Here is an 18,397-nt window from a genome sequence, read left to right on the forward strand (position 1 = left end):
CCCACGTATGAGCAGTCCTGTTTCCCTCGGTATTGATTTGGGCACCTCTGAACTCAAGGCGATCCTGATGGACGTCGACGGCGCCGTGCTGGCCCACGCCGGTGTGCGCTTGAGTGTCTCGCGACGCCACAGCGGCTGGTCCGAACAGGCCCCGCAAGACTGGTGGCAGGCCTGTTTGCAGGCGCTTGAGCAGTTGCGTGCGCATACGGCGTTCAGTCGTGTGGTGTGCATCGGGTTGTCCGGGCAGATGCACGGCGCTGTATTGCTCGGGGATGACGACCGGGTGTTGTACCCGGCGATCCTGTGGGACGACTCGCGTGCTGTCGCCCAAGCTGAGCAGCTCGGGCCCGGCTTCGCCGAAGTCACCGGCAGCCTGCCCATGGCCGGGCTGACCGCGCCGAAACTGCTGTGGTTGCAGCAGCATGAACCCGAGGTGTTCAAGGCCATTGACTGCGTGCTCTCGCCCAAGGACTACCTGCGTTTACGCCTGAGTGGCGAGCGCATCAGCGAGATGTCCGATGCGGCCGGCACACTGTGGCTGGACGTGGCGCAGCGCGAATGGTTCGCGCCGATGCTGCGTGCCACGGGGCTTGCGCCTGCGCAGATGCCCAGGCTGGTGGAAGGCGGTGCGCCGGCGGGTTGCGTGACGGCGAGCGGGCTGGGTTTGTCGCCCGGCGTGGTGATTGCCGGTGGCGGCGGCGATAACCCGGTGGCGGCCGTCGGCATCGGCGCAATCAATGCCGGCGACGGTTTCATCACCCTGGGCACCAGCGCGGCCATCGTCGCTATTACCGATCATGCCGCCGGCAACCCGGCCAGCGCCGTGCACAGCTTCTGCCACGCGCTGCCTGATCGCTGGTACACCATGGGCGCCATGCTGGCCGGGGCCAGTTGCTTGCGCTGGGTGACACGCTTGACCGGTATGCCGGACGAACAAACGCTACTGGACCAGGTGCAGGCGCAGTTGCCGATGGGGCAGCCGATACCGTTGGACACACCCCTGTTTTTGCCCTATCTGGCCGGTGAACGCACGCCGCACAACGACCCATTGCTGCGCGGCGGTTTCATGAACCTGGGTCACGATTGCACCCCGGCGATGCTCGGTTACGCCGTGATGGAAGGCGTGGGGTTTGGCTTGCTCGATGCCTTGCACGCCGTGCAATCGGCCGGCGCCAGCGTCGGCGCCTGCGCTTTGGTGGGCGGCGGCGCACGCAGCGAGTACTGGGCGCAGTTGTTGGCGAACATCCTGCAGCGCGAGATATTTACCTTGCAGGGCAGCGAATTGAGCGCGTGTATTGGGGCGGCGAAGCTGGGGTTTGTAGCGATCGGGCAGGGCGCGTCGCTGTTGCACGCGGGCATGCCGGTCAAGGCGCGGTATTGGCCTGATGCGACGCAACAGCCGGTGTTGGAGGCGCGCTATCGCAAGTTCCAAGGGTTACTGATTGCGGCGAAGGCGCTGCACGACTGATCAGGCGTCTCGTGGTGAGCGAGCTTGCTGTGGCGAGCAGCCTGGCTGTGGCGAGCGGGCTTGCCCCGCGTTGGGCTGCGAAGCAGCCCCGGGACAGTCACCGCGTTTCTCCCGACGAATTGAGTCGTCAGGTTTCAGGGCCGCTTCGCGCCCCAACGCGGGGCAAGCCCGCTCGCCACAGGAAGCCCGTACATCACAGGAAGCCCGTCCACCACAGAAATCCCATCTACCCCAGGAGGCTCGCTTGCCACGTGAGTCTGCAGCGTTACAACCAGGCCGCGTCCCACAACGGATAATCACCAATGTGCTCGACCAGCCCGGCTCGTAGAGGGTTGGCGATCACGTAGCGAGCTATTTTCCTAGCGTCTTCCTCGGCCCGCACAGCACGGTCGTGATAGCCGCGCTGCCAGAATCTTTCCCGGCTGCCTCGGGCCCGATTGATACTCAGCGTACTGCGCGACTTGGTCTGGCGCATCACATCGGGCAGGGTCGAGTTATGCAGCTCGAACAACCAATGAAAGTGATCCGGCATGATCACCCACGCCAGTGAGTTGACTTGGCCCGCGTCGTGGGTTCGTTTGAATTCTGCTACCAATAATCGTCCCAGCTCAAAACTGTTGAACAAGGGTTGGCGCTGATGCACGACGACGGTAACCAAATAAGCACGCCCTGATTCTGAGTAACGACCGCGGCGTAATCGGTGAGCGTTGGGCTGACGAGACAATCCGTTGCTCCTTGCATGGATAAGAAGCTGTGACGCTAGCAGCGCAGCCGGAACACCCGCGTTGACTTCCGTGTCCCCATATTTCCACGGGCCTTTTGTGGCAAGCGGGCTTGTGTGAGCGGGCTTACTGTGGCGAGCGTGCGGGTTGTGGCGAGCGGGCTTGCCCCGCGTTGGGCTGCGAAGCAGCCCCAGGACAGTCACCGCGTTTCTCCCGATGAATTGAGTCGTCAGGTTTCAGGGCCGCTTCGCGCCCCAACGCGGGGCAAGCCCGCTCGCCACAACCCGCCCGCTCGCCGCAGGAGGCCCACTGACTACAGCTAGCCCACCAGCCACTCAATCGGCTTACAGCGCATCCCACTGCGGTGCAAACGGCGGCTGCACAAAGCGTTGGTCTTTGGGCAACCGCGCGATGGCTTGCATATCCTGCTCATCGAGCGTGACGTGCAGCGAATCGAGGTTGGCTTGCTGGCTTTGCGGGCGCTGGGCTTTGGGAATCGCCGCCACGCCTTGTTGGCGTAACCAGGCCAGGGCAACTTGCGCTGCGCTGGCGCCGTGCTTGGCGCCGATCTGTGTGAGTACCGGGTCAGTGGCCGCGCGACCCTGTGCCAACGGCGCATACGCGACCATCGGGATGCGTTTGCCGCGCAGGTAATTGAGCAGGCGGCTCTGGTCGAGGAACGGGTGGTATTCCACCTGTACCGCGGCAATCGGCGTGCCCAGCACATCGATCGCCTCGCGCAGCATCGGCATGTTGAAGTTGCACACACCGATGTGTTTCACGCGGCCACTGTCGCGCAGAGCCAACAAAGCGTTCATCACGCCGGGCAGGTCCATGTCGACAGCCGGCCAATGCACCATGAACAGATCGACGTAGTCCACCGCCAGCTTGCCGAGGCTCAGCTCAAAGGCTTTTTGCAGCGCGGCCGGCGCCAACTGGTCATGCCAGACCTTGGTGGTCAGGAACACCTCGTCGCGGGGGATGCCCGAGTGTCTGATGGCCTGGCCAACGGCGGCTTCGTTGTCGTACAGGGCGGCGGTGTCGATATGCCGGTAACCCAGCGCCAGGGCACTTTCGACCACCGCCCGGCAGTCATCGCCGGGCATACGGAAGGTACCGAAACCCAATTCAGGCAGGTTCATCAGGCATTCGACTCGGCGGTTTTATCTGCCAGCTCGCGCAATACCGTGAGCAGGGAGGTTGTGCCCTTGAGCACCTGATCGTGCTCGAAACAGATCCAGCCTTCGTTGAAACCATCGACCATGCGCATGCGCGGCAGTGGGTTGTGTGCACCTTGGCCACGCAGCAACGGCTCCCAGGTATCGCGCTCAACCACGTCGGCACGCACGTCACGGCCGAGCACTTGTGCCAGGGTCTGGGCGATGTCGTTCGGGCTGACCCATTGGCTTTCCAGTTCGACTACGCGGTGGCCGGCCCAGTCTTGCTGCAACAACTGCGCGGCGAGTGTGCCGATGTCGGCCGTGGCAACCATTGGTATGCGCTTGTCCAGCGGTTGCAGGAAGCTGTGGATCACACCGGTGTCACGCGCACTGCTGACGTCGTAGGCGGCGTTTTCCATGAACCAGCCCGGGCGCAGGAAGGTTACGGGGATGTCCAGGGCGCTCAACGCCTGCTCCATCAGCGTGCGCTGGGTCAGCAGGTTGAGCTCTTTGGCCTGCGCGCCGATGGTCGACAGGCACAACACTCGTTGTGGCGCGGCGGCCTTGAGCGCTTGGCTGACAGCCGCTATCACCACACGCGCTTCAGGAAACCCAGGCTGCGGATCGAAGCCCGGTGGCGGCAGGATGAATACGGCGATCGCGCCCTTGAACGCTTCGGTCAACGCCTGTGCATCTTCCATCGCGGCGAACGCGATTTCGCAGCCCTGGTCAGCCCAATATGCCGCTTTGCCGGCGTCGCGAATGACGGCGCGAACCGGCAGACCTGCCTTGAGGAGGTTATGCGCCAGGGCGCCGCCGACTTTGCCTGTGATGCCAGTGATTACGTACATGCGCTTTACCCCTGTGGGTTCCAATGTGTGGAGCCCAGCATAAAGTTCGGCCGACGATGACAGAATAGCGATTACGTCACTGCGTTAGTGACGTGCAATCACGAATCGGCCAGGGGTGGCAAACGCCGTTTGACCGGGGTTTTCTTGACAATGGCGGTGTTGGTTTCGGCATAGGCGTTGATCCGGTCCAGCAGGGTGTCGAGGTGGTCCATGGTGCGCACGTGCAGGCGCGCGATAAAGCAGTCTTCACCCGTGACCTTGTCGCACTCGGTGAACTCGGGAATCGCCTGGATCTGGCGCTCCACCTCCTGCAATTTGCCGGGCAATGGGCGAATACGCACGATGGCTTGGAGCAAATAGCCGAAGTGTTTGGGGTCGATGTCGACGGTGTAATGGGTCAGCACGCCGCGCTCCTCCAAACGGCGCAGACGTTCGCCCACGCTGGGCGAAGACAGCCCGGTAATACCCGCCAACGCCTTGAGCGACAGGCGCGAGTCGTCCATCAAGGCGGCGATCAGTTGCTGGTCGATAGAGTCAATCATGCGGCCTGCCTAATTAAAAAAGGTAATCGAGGGTTTTTGCCTACTTTAGTCGCTGGAGGCGCTGACCGGCAGATTGCCATAATTGAGCCTCACTTGAGGAGCGCCATCGTGGACACATCTATTCGTCGCGGGTCGTGGGAAATGGTCGCCGCCATGCTGATTTCGGGCACCATCGGCTGGTTTGTGCTGGTGTCTGGCCTGTCGGTGATCGAAGTGGTGTTCTGGCGCTGCGTGATTGGCGCACTGACGCTGTTGCTGGTGTGTGCGTGGCTGGGTTACTTGCGGCGAGACCTGCTGACCCGGGCCAAGCTCGGCCTGGCGATGCTCAGTGGTGTGGCCATCGTTGGCAACTGGTTGCTGTTGTTCGAATCCTATTCACGTGCATCGATTGCCATCAGCACGGCGGTGTACAACGTGCAGCCGTTCATGTTGGTGATGCTGGCGGCGCTGTTTCTGGGTGAGAAGATCACCGTGCAGAAGCTCGCCTGGTTGAGCGTGGCGTTCCTCGGCATGTTGGCGATTGTCACCGCCCATGGCGAACAGCAAAGCGCTGGCGGGGATTATCTGACCGGCATTGCCCTGGCGTTGGGCGCAGCGTTTTTGTACGCGATTGCCGCGTTGATCATCAAGCGCTTGAAGGACGTTCCACCCCACTTGATGGCGTTGATCCAGGTGATTACCGGCGCGCTTTTGCTGGCGCCGTTGGTGCCCTGGCACAGCTTGCCTGCCGCGACCCAGGCCTGGGCTGCGCTGGTCACGCTGGGCATGGTGCACACCGGTTTGATGTATGTGTTGCTGTACGGGGCGATCCAGAAACTGCCGACCGCCATTACCGGCGCGCTGTCGTTCATCTACCCGATTGCGGCGATCTTTGTCGATTGGTTCGCCTTTGGGCATCGCCTGGGTTGGCTGCAATGGCTGGGGGTCGTTGCGATTCTGCTGGCGGCAGCGGGGTTGCAGCGGGGCTGGTGGTGGCCCCGCTTCCCAAGGGTTAGTGCGTGCCCTGAAAGATGATGTTTTCCGGGTTGAAATGGCCCACGCCGCTGCCCGGCTGCGGCAAGCCAAGGATGTGGCCCTTGATCTTGCCCACCACGTGCATCTCGCACGGTTTGCAGTCGAACTTCAGGGTCAGCACTTCATCACCGTGGATCAGTTGCATTGGCGCCACTTTGGTCTTCACCCCCGTCACGCCCTTGGCCTGTTTAGGGCACAGGTTGAACGAGAACCGCAGGCAGTGCTTGGTGATCATCACCGGCACTTCGCCAGTTTCTTCGTGGGCTTCAAAGGCGGCGTCGATCAGCTTCACGCCGTGACGGTGGTAGAAGTCCCGGGCTTTCTGGTTGTAGACGTTGGCCAGGAACGACAAATGCGCTTCCGGGTACACCGGCGGCGGCGACGTCTCAGCCTTGCGTGCCCCCCGTGGGTGAGCGGCAACGCGGGCGGCGGTCAGCGCCTCGATCACTTCACGGCGCAAGGCCTTGAGTTGCGAGTTGGGGATGAAGAATGCCTGCGGCGCATCCAGCTCGATGTGCGTGGCGTGGTACTCGGTGGTGCCGAGTTGGCCAAGCAGATCGCGCAGGGTGTCGAGCGCCTGTTCCGGCTTGTTGGCCACGCCGAACGGGCCGGGCAGGGTGACGCTGGCGCTGATGCCTTCTTCGCTGGTCGCGGTCACGTCCAACTGGTCTTCACGCAGGCGCGCGACCCACTGCAGGCCAATACGGCGCTCGGCCGAGGTTTTGAGCAGGGCTTGTTGCCAGTTGTGGTCGAGGTTGCGGTTCAGCGGATGGTTGGGGCGCAACTGGTGCAGGCCGGCCGGCATTTCATTTGGCTCGACGCGGTAGCGGTAGCGTTTCTCGCCGTCTTCTTCGAACTCGCCTTTGGGGTCGGCGATGTTGGCGCGAAAACCCACGACTTCGCGCTTGATCAGCACATTCAGGCCGTCGCCGTTGGAGAGCGGCTCATGGGTGACTACCTGCAAGTCGCGCTTGCCGGCTTTTTCCACCACACCCACCGGCAGGCCGGTGAAGGTGGGCGTGTCGAAGGCGCCTATGTCGATCTTGCGGTCGGTGACGAAGTAGTCGGTGCTGCCCCGGTGGAAGGTTTTTTCCGGGTCGGGCAGGAAGAAATGCGCAGTACGGCCGCTGGAAGCGCGCGCCAGGTCAGGGCGGTCTTCGAGGACGTCGTCGAGGCGTTGGCGGTAATAGGCGGTGATGTTTTTCACATACCCCATGTCCTTGTAGCGGCCTTCGATCTTGAACGAACGCACACCGGCTTCAACCAAGGCGCGGATGTTGGCGCTCTGGTTGTTGTCTTTCATCGACAGCAGGTGTTTTTCAAAGGCCACCACGCGGCCCTGGTCATCTTTCAAGGTGTACGGCAGGCGGCAGGCCTGGGAGCAATCGCCACGGTTGGCGCTGCGGCCATTTTGCGCGTGGGAGATATTGCATTGCCCGGAGAACGCCACGCACAGGGCGCCGTGGATGAAGAACTCGATGGCGGCATCGGTTTCATCGGCGATTGCGCGGATTTCCTGCAGGTTCAGCTCGCGGGCCAACACCAACTGCGAGAAACCGGCCTGGTCGAGAAACTTGGCGCGGCCCAGGGTGCGGATGTCGGTCTGGGTGCTGGCGTGCAGCTCGATGGGCGGAATATCCAGCTCCATCACGCCCAGGTCTTGCACGATCAGCGCATCGACGCCGGCGTCGTACAGCTGATGGATCAGCTTGCGCGCGGGTTCCAGTTCGTTGTCGTGCAGGATGGTGTTGATGGTGGTGAATACGCGGGCGTGGTAACGGCGGGCGAATTCGACCAATTGAGCGATGTCGCTCACCTCGTTACACGCGTTGTGGCGTGCGCCGAAGCTTGGTCCACCAATGTAGATGGCGTCGGCGCCATGCAAGATAGCCTCGCGCGCGATGGCGACATCGCGGGCCGGGCTGAGCAATTCCAGGTGATGCTTGGGCAAGGACATAGTTTTTTTAGTCAGGCTTGTCACGGTTGAGGCGGGCATTGTAGCTGTGAAATGCCGGGTGGGCACCTACCGCAGGGCTGTCTGGGCGAATGGGGGGAGGTGGGTTGGGGGCATATCCGTTGCTGTGGTCACGGCGGCTGGTGGTTCCGCTCTTACAGCGGGTCACTTTTGGCAAACGCCCCAAAAGTAACCAAAAGGTCTGTGCCCCACCACTCGGCCCCTCGCTTGGGCTCGGTGTGCCCTCACTCCGGCTTGAATCCGTGGGCCGCCGCGACGGGCCATCCATGGCCCAACGCGGCTAACCCGGCGTCCTGCCGGGTTACCCACGGATTCAAGCCTGCGTTCGGCCAGCGTGGTTGACGGGGCCTGTCAGATCAAGATCAAAAGCAGAGCACGGCGGCCTAGTAGCCGACCTGAGTGGTTGAAGCAAAAGCGGATCAACAGCACAGCGACGCGCTTCTATCTGATGAACTGAGCTCCAAATGTGGGAGCGGGCTTGCTCGCGAATGCGGTGTGTCAGCTACACATGAGCTGACTGACCCACCGCCTTCGCGAGCAAGCCCGCTCCCACAGTTTGACCGAGTACAGACCGCCAGCATCGCACTGCTTGGCTTACCTGCGATGCAGACACCTCGGTCTATCTGACGCTATCGCGCCAACCCTTGATGGGTATTGCCAGCGATAACTCAGGCCTTGGCCGCCATCGCGGTGACTTCCACGCGCATGCCTTCAACGGCCAGTGCGGCCACGCCTACGGCGGCGCGAACCGGCCACGGCTTGGCGAAAAAGCGTTTGTAGACCTCATTGAACGCGGCGCGATCAGCCATGTCGGTGAGGTAGATGGTCAGGTGCATCACTCGGTCCATGGAACTGCCGGCTTTTTCCAGCGCGACTTTCAGCGCTTGCAGGGTGCATTCGCTTTGCTGGGTGACGTCGCCGAGTTCGAGGCTGCCATCGGCGCGGGTTGGGATCTGGGTGGAGACCAGGATGCCGTTGAAGCCGACGACGTCGGAGGAAATCGAGTCGGCATCCGGATCGGGGGTGTAGCTCAGGTCGTGGTTGGCCATGGGCGCCTCTGGTTGGCTGTAGCAGAAGGCGCACATGGTCCCCGAAAATCACGGCAGGGGCAAACCGGGGGTTACGCCCAGCGGCGGAACAGCACGCTGGCATTCACGCCACCAAAACCGAAGCCATTGGACAGCGCATATTCAATCGGCATGTGCCGCGCTTCACCGCGCACCATGTCCAGGCCATCGGCCAGCGCGTCCGGGTTGTCCAGGTTCAGCGTCACCGGGGCGACCTGGTCGCGCAGGGCAAGCACGCTGAAGATCGCTTCGATGCCGCCTGCAGCGCCCAATAAGTGGCCGGTAGCAGATTTGGTTGAGCTGATGGCCGGGCCGCCCTCGGCGCCGAACACGGTCTTGATGGCTGCCAGTTCGCCTTTGTCACCCACCGGCGTCGAGGTTGCATGGGCGTTCAAGTACTGCACCTGGGCTGCCTCGATGCCTGCCTGACGCAGTGCCTGAGTCATCGCCCGCCGCGCGCCATCACCGTCTTCCGGCCCGGCCGTCATGTGGTAGGCATCGGCACTGGTGCCATAACCCACCAGTTCGGCGATGGGCTGCGCGCCGCGTGCCAGGGCATGCTCCAGTTCTTCGATGACCAGGATGCCGGCCCCTTCGCCCATCACGAAGCCGTCACGTGCCTGATCGAAAGGCCGCGACGCCCGCTCAGGCGTGTCATTGAAGTCGCTGGATAACGCCCGCGCCGCCGCAAACCCGGCCAGGCTGACCCGGTGAATCGCCGCTTCCGCACCGCCACACACCGCCACATCGATTTCCCCGGCACGGATCATCCGCGCCGCGTCCCCAATCGCTTGCACACCGGCTGCGCAGGCGGTTACCGGCGCGCCCAGCGGGCCTTTCAAGCCATAGTTGATCGACACATGCCCGGCCGCCATGTTGCTCAGAAAGGACGGAATGGTGAAGGGCGACAAGCGTCGCGGGCCTTTGCTGTCGGTGGTGCGCACGGCATCGGCAATCGCCGGAAAGCCGCCGACGCCAGAGGCAATGATGGTCGCCGTGCGTTCCTGTGCCTGCGGCGTTTGAGGCGCCCAGCCGGCTTGCTTGAGGGCTTCATCGGCTGCCGCCAGGGCGAACAGGATAAAGCGGTCCATCTTGCGCTGTTCCTTGGCGGCCAGCAGCCGATCAGGGTCAAACCCGGCCTCAGGGTCTTGCAGCACGCTTTGCACCTGGCCACCGATGCTGATGGCGAGGTCACCGATCAATTCCTCAGGCAGACGGCGTATGCCCGACTGCCCGTTCAACAGGCGTTGCCAGGTGGATTCCACGCTGGCGCCCAGCGGCGTCAGTGCGCCCATGCCTGTCACGACGATACGTTTACTCATGATCAATTGACTCCGGTTGCGTTGAGGGTACAGACCCTATGGACGTCACTATCATGATGAAAGTAACATGGCGTCACACAACTTTGTACCGGCACCTGGGAACCCTTATGCAACGCAAGTCTCTTGTCAGCGACGAATGCCCGATCGCCCGCAGTCTTGAACGGATAGGGGAGTGGTGGAGCATGTTGATCATGCGCGACGCATTGCATGGCTTGCGTCGTTTCGATGAGTTTTCACGCAGCCTGGGCATCGCGCCGAACATGTTGACGCGCCGCTTGAATGGCCTGGTGGACGCCGGGATGCTTGAGCGCCGCGCCTACAGCGAGCGGCCGCCACGGTATGAATACGTGCCGACGGCCAAGGGCGAGGATTTGCGCATGGTGCTGATGGCACTGGTGGCGTGGGGCAATCGGCATTTTGCCGAAGAGGGCACCAGTGTCGAGGTGGTTGAGCGCGAGACGGGCCAGCCGGTGCAACCGATGATGGTCACGGCCCAAGGCACACTCGTGCCGTTGGATGCGTGCGTGGTGCAGGCCGGTCCAGCCGCCAGCGCAGGCATGCGCCAACGGTTGGAGCCTGGGGTGGTTACAGCAGAGTGAACGGGTAGTCGACGATCACCCGCAGCTCGTTCAATTTGCCGTCGCGCTGATCCGCGTTTGACGAAACCATCGCATCGCGCACGCGCAGAGACAGGTTCTTCGCCGGGCCGCTTTGCAGCACGTATTTGGCCTCGACATCCGTCTCGTGGTGGTCGCCATCGGCACCGTAGTCGCCGACGTAGGCGCTGTTGGCCGGCGTGTGCGTGCCGTTGATGTCGGAGCCGTTGACGTAGCGGGTCATGAAGCTCAAGCCCGGCACGCCGTAGCCGGCCATGTTCAGGTCATAACGAACGCCCCAGGACTGCTCGCCCGGGCCGTTGAAGTCGCCCCACTGAATCGAGTTGGCCAGGAACACCGAATCGCCGCCTTCACCCGCGCCGTTGTTGCCGGTGCCGATGTAGTCGAACGGCGTGTCGCCGTGCACCTTCTGGAACGACAGCGTCAGCGTGTGGGCCGCCAGGAACGAGTAGGCCGCCGCCACCGAATACGTGGTGTTGTTGATCGTCCCGGCTTTGGCGCTGCCGGTGTCGAGTGTGCGGTACAGGTTGGCGTCCAGCGCCAGCGACTGGTCATGGCTCAACGGCAACACGTAGTTGAGGTTGGTGTAGTACTGGCGCCAGATATCTTCCAGCTCACCGGCGTACAGGGTTGCGCTCAGCGATGGCGTAAAGGTGTATTTGCCGCCGACGAAGCTCGCACTGTTGGCCGCGACGTTGGCGTAGGTGGCATAAATATCGTGGTCATGGTTGCTGGTCATGCCGCTGTTGGTGCTGGTGAAATGCCCGGCTTCGAGGTCCAGCCCGGCGATTTCGCTGCTGGTCAGGTCAAACCCGGTGGCGGTCTGCGGCAGAATTCGCGTGCCGCCGGTAGCAAAGACCGGCGCCGTGGGTTGCATGTCACCGAACTTCAGTTGGGTTTTGGAGACCTTGATTTTCACCGCGGCGCCAACCGAGCCATAGCCGTTTTCCGGGTCGCCATGACGGTCGGTTGGCAGGTCACCGGTGCCAGCATCCGCGTGGGTAGCGTCGAGTTTCATCGCGCCATAGGCGTAGGCGTCCACGCCAAAACCAATCGTGCCTTGGGTAAAGCCCGAGGCGTAGTTGAGCATTGCGCCTTGGGTCCAGTCGCGGTTGTCTGCCTTGCCACTTTGGCGGTCGCGGTCGAAATAATAGTTGCGCAACAGGCCCGTGATGCTGCTGCCGTCAATAAAACCCTTGGAATCGGCCTGGTCGGTGACGGACTCGGCAAAGGCCACTTGGCTGACACTCGCGCACACTGCCAGTGTGAGCAGGCTGCACTGTCTAATCATGGGTTTGATCATGGTGTTTACTTCCCCGGAATAAATAACGCGCGCGCAGAAACATCGCAATTTTTAGGACGCATACAGTGTTATGGGCAGATGTTTTCAGGTGAGCGTAGTGACGTTTTTTATTGTGCTCGGCGTGGTTGCCGAAGCCGATTTTTATCATATTTTTCGCGGCCTGCAGCGGCGTGGCGGATTAAACTCGATTAATTAAACTTCACGTCTTTTAATCACCAGCGGGTGTAGCGTTAATAGGGTCTTAGCCGCTCTGCTTCGACAAAAACCTTTGGTTTGCCGCCGCAGGCTCTGCGGCGGATTTTTTAATGCTTAGTTATCTAAAAGTTTATGTACGCCGTCGCCGTTCAGTGGTGGCTATATGATTGCGCTTGATTCAAATTCGCCCATGTAACAAGACTGTTGCACTTGCCCTCTAATAATCCTTCTCCCATGCCAGATCAGGAGACAGGCCATGCAAGTCAATCAGCTTCGTCAGGTTGATAGCACCCCCAACGCGGGCGACAACCCCAACTGGAATAAAGCGGTGTCGAAAGCGCTAGGCAATCAGCCCGACGACAACAGTCTGGGCCCCGATACAAAGCGGCCCCAAGGTGACTTTCGCACTGCGCAGCAGATCATCGACGACAACCCGCTGCTCAAGAATCTCGGCAACCAGAGTGGCGTGAAAGACACATTGCGCGAACGCGTTGGCGACTTTGAGCATGATCCGGACGCCGCTTACCGCGCGAGCCGGGTGCTGGAGCACATCGAAAAACTCGACGAAAACGGCAAGCCTGCCGTCAAGCGGCCAGAACTCAATGAGGCCGGCAACGGCAAGGTCGACGGCTTTACCAAAGGCGGTGACGCCCGCCACGGCACCGAAGCCGGGCGCCTGCAGGATTTCGGCAAGTACGGCTGGGAGACCCTCAAAGGCGAGCTGCCGCATAGCCCACCCAGCACGCCGCCCAAGGGCGATGCGCCGTCCAACCATCTGCCGTTGCCGGGTGAAGGCCGGCCGATGGGCGACAACCGCAGTGCCGAGCAAATCATTGAAGACAACCCGTTGCTGAAAAACCTCGGCAACCAGAGCGGGGTCAAGGACGCTCTGCGCGAGCGTGTCGGCGACTTTGAACACGACGCCGACGCGGCCTGGCGTGCCGCGCAGGTGCTCAACTATGTCGAGAACTACGACGAGACCGGCAAGCATATCGACGGCGGCAACGTGGGCAATGGCCGCATCGACGGCTTCACCAAGGGTGGCGAAGCACGCCACGGCACGGAAGCGGGGCGCCTGCAGGACTTCGGCAAATACGGCTACGACAACCTCAAGGGCCTGGACGGCAACAGCGCGGATGACCAGATCAAGGACTTGAATGCCAAGGCCACCGAAGACGCCGTCAAGGCGGCCGGTGGTGACGCCTCCAAAGTAGGGGCTGACTATTTCGTCACAGGTAACAGCAGCGCCAGCGGTGCGGACAAGACCGCAGCGATCATCCAGCTGTCCACGGGCCTGGCCAACTACAAGGCGGGTGCCGATGCGTTTGCGCACCAGGGGCCGGATGCGGCCAATGAGTGGTCAGGCGACGGCCCCTCACCGGGCCAGCAACGCGAAGACTTTATCAAGGATGTGCAAGGGCGCATCGACACGCTCAGTAAAGACCCGGACGTGCAGCAGTTCCTCAACACCCAGGGCACCGAACAGCTGCAGAAAATGGTCGCCGCCGACCCAGCCTTGAAAGCCGAGATGGAGCGGCGCCTGGACGCTTCATCGAGTTGCGACGCGCTGCAAAGCGCGTTTGCCGCCAAGGGCGCGAGCACCACCGATGCGCTGTCGAGTTTTATCAAGTACCCGGACTTCTATGCCCAGGCCCTGGGCAAACAGCCGGACTACAAGAAAGCCCTGGAAAACGCCCCGCAAGCCATCAAGGACAAGGTCAACGCCGAGTACGCAGAGATCACCTGCGGCAAGCAGATCAACGACCTGATCGCCAGCGGCGTGCCGGCAGACAAGGCGGTGATTCAGTCCGGTGTGAACAAGGCAATCTTTGACGCCGTACTGGACGACAAGACCGTGCAGGCGGGCAGTTCGAGCTTCAACGACGTCGCCGCCAAGCTGGGGCGCGAAGACCTGCTTAAAGGCCAGTCGATTGATGACTTCTACCGCGGCCTGGGCGTTACCGGCGCCAATGACCCGCGCCTTGAGCAAGTGATCAACGACAACATCGCTGCATTCACGCCACCTGGCGAGGCCCCACCGAAAACCGCCGATATCATCAGTGGCATTCGGGCCGTGGACGACGCCATGCGCGGCGGCGCCAAGTTCGACGATGCGATCAAAAAAGTCCAAAGCACCTGGGGCGGCAAGCTGCCGGCCGGGGTCAGCGCGGCGTACAAGGCCGGGGTGATGCATGGCGTGTCCGGCGTGTTGTTGGCAGGCGCCATCGGCACGCGCATCGCCAGCGGCAAGGGCGGCAGCACCGCGCAAACAGTCGGGCAGTCGTTTCAGGCGGCCGGACTGTTCCTTGAAGGTGGCGCCAAGTTTGTCCAGGACCAGTTCGATCGCACCCAGCAGGGCACGTACAAGTTCGACGCGCCCAAGTACGTGAAGGACGTGGAAAACGTCGGCAAGAGCCTGGGCGGCGTGGCGGGTAACGTACTGGGCTTGGTCACCGGGGCCATTTCCGCGAAAAACTCGGCCCAGAGCGGCGACAAGGTCGGCGCCGGGTTCCAGGGCACCTTCGCGGGGCTTAATGGCCTGTCGGCCGTGGCCGGCATGGTGGAGGTCGCCACCTACGTGGTGCCGCGCATAACCACGGTGGCAGCCGGCGTTGCAGAAGCCGCAGGCGTGATTGGCGGCGCGGCCGGCGCCCTGGCGGGTGCCGTGGGCGGCATCGCGGCGGTCGGTGGCTTGATTTACGCGATCATTGCCGACATCAAAGCCGACAATGCGCGCAAGAAACAGCAGGAAGAGTGGTACACCGGGCTCAAGGATCAGCTTGATGACTTTGGCGTTACGCCGCCGCCATTGGAGGTGATCATTGCGCCCAAAAATGGCTACGTGGACGTGGGTAATCCCAACGCCAACTACTGACCGCGGTCGGCGGCCAGTCGGAACTGGCCGCCGATTGGCTGAGGCTTACTCTTTCACGTCCATGAATTCTTCCGCCCACGCCACGTAGCTTTCCGGCAGCGTGTAGGTATGCGTCAGTTCAGTCGCGCTGAGGTTCGAAGTGCTGCTGGTCAACTTGCGTTGCGCACGCAGGCTGTCGTAAGTCGCCTTGATCGACGCAAAGTAGGCGCCGTGGCCGGCCACCACAATGCGCACACCCAGCGCGGCCAGGCGTTCGCTGTCATTGAGCTGCGGGTTGCCGTAAGTCACCAGCATCAACGGCACGCTGAGGTTTTCTGCGATCTTCTCAAGGTGGTCGAAGTCTTTGACGCCCACCATGCAGATGCCGTCGGCGCCGGCTTTTTCATAAGCTTTGGTGCGGGCGATGACGTCTTCGGTCGGCAACACGCCAGCGTTGGTGCGGGCGACGATAGACAGCTCTGGGTCGACCCGCGCTTCAAGCGCGGCCTTGACCTTGCCGATGCCTTCCTCAACCGAAATCAGGTCGGTGGATTTACGCCCGAACTGCGCGGGCAACAACGTGTCTTCAATCGTCAGTGCCGCAACCCCGGCGCGCTCAAGCTCTTCGACGGTGCGCATTACGTTCAGGGCATTGCCGTAACCGTGGTCGGCGTCGGCGATGAACGGCAGTTGGGTCACACGGCCAATGCGGGTGGCCTGCTCGACGAACTCACTCAGTGTGATCAACGCAAAATCGGGTGCCGCGAGGACCTGCAACGATGCGACTGAACCGCCGAGGATACCGACTTCGAAACCCAGGTCGGCGGCGATGCGCGCAGACATGGGGTCAAAGACGGAGGCGGTTTCAACGCAGATGTGTTTGGCAAGCAGTTCACGGAAGTTGCGGCGCAGTGCTGAGTGAGAAATCTTTGGCATGTTCTTTCCTGGCTCTGGTCATCGTCAAGTGACGATCAATGTCTATTCATGGTGGCGTCAGATTACCACGCAGACGAACGCGGGATTATGACGTTTGAGCATGAGATAGATGCCTGACACATGGATCATCGGTTCACGCTTTGGCGATGGACAGGCCTGTCGCACCATCCAGGAGCATAGCCACCCCATCTTGCACAACTGCTGTGCCAACCGAGTGCTTAATCGCGATGGGCGCAATGCCTATAGTTGTTTCAAACCAGCCCAAGACTGAGGTGAACCATGAACAGCGAATTCAAGCCCGACCTGGCCGTAGCTGCCCCGCCCGAACAAGTCGATGCCGAGTATTTTGAATACAGCAAGGCAGCCAACCCGATCAGCGCCAATCTGATTACCCGAATTCCTTACCACAGCTTCCCGGCCTCGCTGTATGACAGCGGCCCGTCGCGGGTGGTCGCGCTGGACCTCAGCGCTGCGCTGGGCTGTGAAGGTCCGGCGACCGGGCCCGGGCTGTGTGCCAACTTCATCCGCCTGAACGCCGATGACACCGTGGAGCTGCACCCCAATGCCACCTCCCAAGTGTTTTATGTGATCGCCGGAGAGGGCAGCGTCAGCCAGGGCGAACACCAGATCGAATGGTCGGCCGGTTGTTTTATCGCGCTGCCCGGCTTGCTGGCAGCCCGGTTCCGCGCCTCGCAGGATGCGCGCCTGTACTACGTGCACGATGAGCCGCTGTTGCGCTACCTGGGGGTTACGCGCAGCACCGACCGTTTCGCGCCGACGCTGTATCCGGCCGCACTGGCCAACCTGAAGCTGCGTGAAGCGGCCGATGATCCGCGTGCCCAGGACCGCAGCCGTATCAGCATCCTGCTGGGTAACCGCAACTTTCCACAGACCCGAACCGTCACGCATGTGCTGTGGGCCATGTACGGCATACTGCCGCCCGGCTCGATCCAGAAGCCGCACCGGCACCAATCGATTGCACTGGATTTCATCATCGACTGCCCCACGGGCTGTTACTCGCTGGTGGGCACCGAACTGGACGCCGATGGGCAGATTCGCAACCCGGTACGCGTCGACTGGTCGCCGGGCTTGGCGTTCGTGACCCCGCCGGGGTATTGGCACGCGCACTTCAATGAGTCCGACCAGGAAGCATTCCTGATCCCTATCCAGGATGCTGGCTTGCAAACCTACTTGCGCGCGCTGGATATTCGCTTTAGCTGATGGGGAGAGGTCGTTTCTTTCTGAGTGGTAGAGGCAAACGCACAGCAACACGGCATCGGCTGATGTGATGAGACCTTAATGTGGGAGCGGGCTTGCTCGCGAATGCGGTCGTTCAGTTAACAATGAGCGTGCTGACACACCGCATTCGCGAGCAAGCCCGCTCCCACAATTTGACCGAGTTTAACACCCACCCTTTAGGTCGGCTGGCGGGCGCTTGGGCACGGACGGCCCTGGCGCTTCCAATCAGGTGTTTCACCCAACTGCTCAACGATGAAGTCGATAAAGCACCTGACCTTGGACGACACGATCTTCTTGGGTGGATAAACGAACCACACAGAAAATGCCTGCTCGGCACCGAGGATGTTCCATTCTGGCAGCCATACCTGTAACGCTCCCGCTTCGATACTGGTAGCCACCAACCAGTCGGGTAACAGGGCAAACCCCAGGCCCTGGCGCGCCGCGATCAGCTGCGCATCGAGATCGTTGATACGGATACAGTCGTGAGGGACCAGCGGCACCACTTCATCAGAAGATGCAAACGCAAAATCATGCTGACTCAGTACCGCCGGCAGGCGGGCCAGCTCGGCCGGCGTTGAAGGGGCAGGGTGCGCAGCGCAAAAGCCCGGGCTGGCCACCAGCAGGTAGTTGCCCGCGCAAATCTTGCGCGCCTTGAGCGTGGAATCAGCCAGCGCGCCAATGCGAATCGCCAGGTCAACGCCGGTATGAATCAGGTTGACTTGGGCGTTATCCAATACCAGTTCCAGCTTGATCTGCGGGTAGCGAGCCACAAATGTATTCAACAGGGGAAGGATACGGTGACGGGCAAACGCTGGCGGCAAGTTGAGCTTGAGCAGCCCACGAGGCTCCTGATTCAGCGCCGACGTCGCCGCCTTGGCCTGTTCAAGCTCATCCAGCACCCTGCGCGCATGCAGCAGAAACGTCCGGCCACCCTCGGTCAGGTGCAGCGTGCGCGTCGAGCGGTTGAACAGGGCGATGCCCAAGTCCTGTTCAAGGTCCTTCACGTAGCGAGAAACGGTTGACGCCTTGATGCCGAGCCGCTCGGCGGCGCGCGAGAAGTTGTTGCCTTCGGCAGCTTCGACGAAGGCGGTCAGCGCGGTGAAATAATCCAAGTGTGACCTGCCGGGCTTGG

General features: G+C 61.8%; 15 protein-coding genes. 5 read left to right on the forward strand and 10 right to left on the reverse strand.

All coding sequences use genetic code 11. The annotated features are described in order from the left end of the window. Positions 1-7 precede the first annotated feature (7 nt). Entirely contained in the window at positions 8-1,468 is a 1,461-nt protein-coding gene (xylB, locus tag C4J83_RS14835; RefSeq protein WP_124417444.1) for a xylulokinase, read from the forward strand. A gap of 265 nt (positions 1,469-1,733) precedes the next feature. Here xylB and C4J83_RS14840 read toward each other — a convergent pair whose 3' ends face one another. From C4J83_RS14840 to C4J83_RS14855, 4 genes are all read right to left on the reverse strand, one after another. After that, positions 1,734-2,192: an REP-associated tyrosine transposase gene (locus tag C4J83_RS14840; RefSeq protein ID WP_106580381.1), complete on the reverse strand. Its 459-nt coding sequence runs from the start codon at positions 2,190-2,192 to the stop codon at positions 1,734-1,736. A gap of 342 nt (positions 2,193-2,534) precedes the next feature. Further along, positions 2,535-3,332, reverse strand: a complete 798-nt coding sequence (locus C4J83_RS14845) for an aldo/keto reductase (RefSeq protein WP_124417445.1) — start codon at positions 3,330-3,332, stop codon at positions 2,535-2,537. Next, positions 3,332-4,201: an NmrA family NAD(P)-binding protein gene (locus tag C4J83_RS14850; RefSeq protein WP_124417446.1), complete on the reverse strand. Its 870-nt coding sequence runs from the start codon at positions 4,199-4,201 to the stop codon at positions 3,332-3,334. Before C4J83_RS14850 ends, C4J83_RS14845 begins: the two co-directional genes overlap by 1 nt. 98 nt (positions 4,202-4,299) lie before the next feature. Beyond that, the gene (locus tag C4J83_RS14855) at positions 4,300-4,743 is read right to left on the reverse strand and encodes an Lrp/AsnC family transcriptional regulator (protein ID WP_119740513.1); all 444 of its coding nucleotides are present in this window, start codon (positions 4,741-4,743) and stop codon (positions 4,300-4,302) included. A gap of 108 nt (positions 4,744-4,851) precedes the next feature. Here C4J83_RS14855 and C4J83_RS14860 point away from each other — a divergent pair, with 108 nt between their 5' ends. Further along, a complete protein-coding gene (locus C4J83_RS14860; protein WP_124417447.1) occupies positions 4,852-5,757 on the forward strand; it encodes a DMT family transporter in 906 nt (301 codons plus the stop codon). Here C4J83_RS14860 and C4J83_RS14865 read toward each other — a convergent pair. The 3 genes from C4J83_RS14865 to fabF all read right to left on the reverse strand — a co-directional run bounded on the left by C4J83_RS14865 (position 5,735) and on the right by fabF (position 10,121). Next, positions 5,735-7,714, reverse strand: a complete 1,980-nt coding sequence (locus C4J83_RS14865) for a peptidase U32 family protein (protein ID WP_124417448.1) — start codon at positions 7,712-7,714, stop codon at positions 5,735-5,737. The genes C4J83_RS14860 and C4J83_RS14865 overlap by 23 nt on opposite strands. Before the next feature lie 686 nt (positions 7,715-8,400). Next, on the reverse strand, positions 8,401-8,781 hold the full coding sequence (locus tag C4J83_RS14880) for a RidA family protein (protein ID WP_119740507.1): 381 nt from the start codon (positions 8,779-8,781) through the stop codon (positions 8,401-8,403). Between the two features lie 71 nt (positions 8,782-8,852). Beyond that, complete coding sequence (gene fabF / locus C4J83_RS14885) at positions 8,853-10,121, reverse strand: beta-ketoacyl-ACP synthase II (protein WP_106580374.1); 1,269 nt, start codon at positions 10,119-10,121, stop codon at positions 8,853-8,855. A 107-nt stretch (positions 10,122-10,228) separates the two neighbouring features. On the opposite strand from fabF, the gene C4J83_RS14890 reads away from it, so the two are divergent. Further along, on the forward strand, positions 10,229-10,720 hold the full coding sequence (locus tag C4J83_RS14890; protein ID WP_106580373.1) for a winged helix-turn-helix transcriptional regulator: 492 nt from the start codon (positions 10,229-10,231) through the stop codon (positions 10,718-10,720). Here C4J83_RS14890 and C4J83_RS14895 read toward each other — a convergent pair. After that, positions 10,707-12,029, reverse strand: a complete 1,323-nt coding sequence (locus C4J83_RS14895; protein ID WP_124417449.1) for an OprD family porin — start codon at positions 12,027-12,029, stop codon at positions 10,707-10,709. The genes C4J83_RS14890 and C4J83_RS14895 overlap by 14 nt on opposite strands. A 463-nt stretch (positions 12,030-12,492) precedes the next feature. Between C4J83_RS14895 and C4J83_RS14900 the strand changes: the two genes are divergently transcribed. Further along, positions 12,493-15,111 carry a type III effector HrpK domain-containing protein gene (locus tag C4J83_RS14900; RefSeq protein ID WP_124417450.1) on the forward strand — a complete coding sequence of 873 codons (2,619 nt, stop codon included), beginning with the start codon at positions 12,493-12,495 and terminating at the stop codon, positions 15,109-15,111. Positions 15,112-15,156: 45 nt separating this feature from the next. Here the strand turns inward: C4J83_RS14900 and C4J83_RS14905 are convergent, their stop codons facing one another. Next, entirely contained in the window at positions 15,157-16,026 is an 870-nt protein-coding gene (locus C4J83_RS14905) for an isocitrate lyase/PEP mutase family protein (RefSeq protein ID WP_124417451.1), read from the reverse strand. Positions 16,027-16,305: 279 nt separating this feature from the next. Between C4J83_RS14905 and C4J83_RS14910 the strand changes: the two genes are divergently transcribed. Continuing rightward, positions 16,306-17,247 (forward strand): cupin domain-containing protein, encoded by a 942-nt coding sequence (locus C4J83_RS14910; protein WP_124417452.1) that lies wholly within the window; start codon positions 16,306-16,308, stop codon positions 17,245-17,247. A 194-nt stretch (positions 17,248-17,441) separates the two neighbouring features. Here C4J83_RS14910 and C4J83_RS14915 read toward each other — a convergent pair whose 3' ends face one another. After that, positions 17,442-18,377 carry a LysR family transcriptional regulator gene (locus C4J83_RS14915; RefSeq protein WP_124417453.1) on the reverse strand — a complete coding sequence of 312 codons (936 nt, stop codon included), beginning with the start codon at positions 18,375-18,377 and terminating at the stop codon, positions 17,442-17,444. Positions 18,378-18,397 lie beyond the last annotated feature (20 nt).

This window comes from Pseudomonas sp. LBUM920, assembly GCF_003852315.1.
In the GTDB taxonomy this organism is placed as follows: Bacteria; Pseudomonadota; Gammaproteobacteria; order Pseudomonadales; family Pseudomonadaceae; genus Aquipseudomonas.

Bases quoted from the DNA above. Each gene is read 5' to 3' on its own strand.
- xylB (WP_124417444.1), top strand. From the start codon at position 8: ATGAGCAGTCCTGTTTCCCTCGGTATTGATTTGGGCACCTCTGAACTC.
- C4J83_RS14845 (WP_124417445.1), bottom strand. From the start codon at position 3,332: ATGAACCTGCCTGAATTGGGTTTCGGTACCTTCCGTATGCCCGGCGAT.
- C4J83_RS14850 (WP_124417446.1), bottom strand. From the start codon at position 4,201: ATGTACGTAATCACTGGCATCACAGGCAAAGTCGGCGGCGCCCTGGCG.
- C4J83_RS14855 (WP_119740513.1), bottom strand. From the start codon at position 4,743: ATGATTGACTCTATCGACCAGCAACTGATCGCCGCCTTGATGGACGAC.
- C4J83_RS14865 (WP_124417448.1), bottom strand. From the start codon at position 7,714: ATGTCCTTGCCCAAGCATCACCTGGAATTGCTCAGCCCGGCCCGCGAT.
- C4J83_RS14880 (WP_119740507.1), bottom strand. From the start codon at position 8,781: ATGGCCAACCACGACCTGAGCTACACCCCCGATCCGGATGCCGACTCG.
- fabF (WP_106580374.1), bottom strand. From the start codon at position 10,121: ATGAGTAAACGTATCGTCGTGACAGGCATGGGCGCACTGACGCCGCTG.
- C4J83_RS14890 (WP_106580373.1), top strand. From the start codon at position 10,229: ATGCAACGCAAGTCTCTTGTCAGCGACGAATGCCCGATCGCCCGCAGT.
- C4J83_RS14895 (WP_124417449.1), bottom strand. From the start codon at position 12,029: ATGATTAGACAGTGCAGCCTGCTCACACTGGCAGTGTGCGCGAGTGTC.
- C4J83_RS14900 (WP_124417450.1), top strand. From the start codon at position 12,493: ATGCAAGTCAATCAGCTTCGTCAGGTTGATAGCACCCCCAACGCGGGC.
- C4J83_RS14905 (WP_124417451.1), bottom strand. From the start codon at position 16,026: ATGCCAAAGATTTCTCACTCAGCACTGCGCCGCAACTTCCGTGAACTG.
- C4J83_RS14910 (WP_124417452.1), top strand. From the start codon at position 16,306: ATGAACAGCGAATTCAAGCCCGACCTGGCCGTAGCTGCCCCGCCCGAA.